Here is a 1,287-nt window from a genome sequence, read left to right as displayed (position 1 = left end):
ATGTGGAGCAACTTGAGCCGGTGGTCGAACTGTTGGCGGAGTAGGCGGCACGCATTCCTCGCTGTGCTGCCCTGCATGGCGATTTCGTTTTCAGAAAAGGATCCTTTGAATTGAACGCCGACACCAAGCGCAGCAGCTATCTTCGGCCAGTGAAAGCCCGGCGCGGGGATGGTGGCGGGCTAAGGACCTTACCCGACGCAGAACCCCCGTTGCGCTCCGAGTTGTTCAGCGCCGATCAAATGGCGCTGCATGGCGAGGCGCTTGCGGCCTCGCACAAACTGATTCCCGGGCAGGCGCCGGACCGGCTCCTGCCTCGGCTGGCAGACAACGAAAGCACCCTGGTTGAAGTGTGCGAGCTGTTGACGACGGCGGCCACGGAGAGCCGCCGGATGATGCCGGCCGGGGAATGGTTGCTCGACAATTTCTATCTCATCGAAGAGCAGATCCGCACGGCCAAGCGGCACTTGCCCGAAGGCTACAGCCGTGAACTCCCGCGCCTGGCGCATGGGCCGTCGGCCGGGCGTCCACGAGTATACGACCTCGCGCTGGAAACCATTGCGCATGGCGATGGTCGCGTCGATATCGAAAGTCTGAGCGGCTTCGTGATGGCCTACCAGGGCGTTAGCCCGATGAAGCTTGGCGAGTTGTGGGCGATCCCGATCATGCTGCGGCTGGCAGTGATCGAGAATTTGCGTCGCGTCGGTGTACGCATCGCGGCCAGTTGGGCCGAGCGAAACCTGGCCGCCACCTGGGCAGAGCGGATGGCGGAGACCGCAGTCAGTGATCCCAAGAGTTTGATCCTGGTGGTCGCCGACATGGCGTGCTCGGATCCTCCGCTGGTCGGCGGCTTCGTCGCCGAGCTCGCGCGGCGCTTGCAGGGACGCGGCCCCACTCTGGCGCTGCCCTTGACCTGGATCGAGCAGCGCTTGTCGGAGTCGGGTCTGACCATCGAGCACCTCGTGCAATCGGAGAACCAGCAACAGGCCGCCGATCAGGTCTCGATCAGCAACAGCATCGGCAGTCTCCGGATTCTTGGCGCGACGGACTGGCGCACATTCGTCGAGACCCAGAGCGTGGTCGAGAACACGCTGCGTGAGGACCCAGGCGGCGTCTATGGCCGGATGGATTTTGCCAGCCGCGATCGATACCGCCATACCATCGAGAGGATAGCGAAGAAGGGGTGCCTATCCGAGGGCGAGGTCGCCCGCCGGGCGGTCGAGATGGCTCGCCTTGGCGCAGCGGCGAGCGACGCTGGCGGCGGAATTGACGACCGCGCGGGGCACGTCG

Annotated in this window: 1 pseudogene; it reads left to right on the top strand. The window is 64.4% G+C overall.

Annotated elements, in window-relative coordinates:
- Positions 1-149: 149 nt before the first annotated feature.
- A pseudogene (locus RUW20_RS15365) lies at positions 150-1,287 on the top strand (cyclic beta 1-2 glucan synthetase); the annotation flags it as partial.

Source organism: Accumulibacter sp. (assembly GCF_032229525.1).
Taxonomy (GTDB): domain Bacteria; phylum Pseudomonadota; class Gammaproteobacteria; order Burkholderiales; family Rhodocyclaceae; genus Accumulibacter.
This window is presented reverse-complemented; position numbering and strand designations above follow the sequence as displayed.